Genomic DNA, 857 nt, shown 5'->3' with positions numbered 1-857 from the left:
AGCTTTATCGAAACCGGACGCAGCCAGCCAAGCCCTGCCATGCTCAAACGTCTGGCACTGGAAATGGAGTTAAGCTGCCGGGACACGAATCGACTACTGCTGGCGGCGGGTTACGCACCTGCCTTCACCGAAACGGACCTGAGCAGTAACAGCATGGCACCGGTGCGCGAAGCGCTGAGCGTCATGCTCACAAACCACAACCCGCTGCCTGCCGTCGTCCTCGATGCCCACTGGAATGTATTAATGGCCAACGAGGCTCAGCAGCGGCTGATGGGCCTGATGATTGAGGAGCGCGGGCTTTTTCCACAGACCGCCAATGTGGTCGAACTGGTGTTCCATCCCCAGGGTTATCGGCCGTTTCTGCGCAACTGGGATGAGGTGGCCGCCTTCCTGCTGCGCCGCCTGCACCGTGACCAGCAAGCTCGCCCTGACCCGGCACTGGCCACATTGCTTGATCGGCTGGCGGAATTGGCCGATCTGGACGCCCTGCTGCATCAACCACCCGGTAATGATCACAGCGCGCCCATGATGGCCCTGGACATTGAGCTGGCCGGCCAGCGGCTACGCAGCTTCTCCACCCTGGCCAGCTTTGGCACCGCGCTGGATGTGGTCATGGAAGAACTGCGCATCGAACATTACTTCCCCGCCGATGAGGCCACCCGCCGCTGGTTCCGAAATCAGATTCAATAGGCCTCACCCATCGAAGGGGGGCGTACAAACCCGTATAATTCGCCCCCCAAGCAATCACCGGCAGCAACAATGACTGACTTTATCCCCGGCCAACGCTGGCTGAGCGAATCCGAAACCGAGCTGGGCCTCGGCATCATCAAGGAATTGGATTACCGACTGGTCACCGT

At 60.2% G+C, this 857-nt stretch carries 2 protein-coding genes; both read left to right on the top strand.

What is annotated here, in order from left to right; all coding sequences use genetic code 11:
• Positions 1 to 690: hypothetical protein (locus tag A3730_RS26250; protein WP_063539296.1), on the top strand; the 690-nt coding region annotated here is incomplete at its 5' end.
• A gap of 69 nt (positions 691 to 759) precedes the next feature.
• Positions 760 to 857 (top strand): hypothetical protein (locus A3730_RS33115; RefSeq protein WP_369819131.1); only part of this gene is annotated, 98 nt, incomplete at its 3' end.

Source organism: Alcanivorax sp. HI0044 (assembly GCF_001634945.1).
The sequence above is the reverse complement of the archived record's forward strand: the minus strand, read 5'-3'. Positions and strand labels throughout refer to the sequence as shown.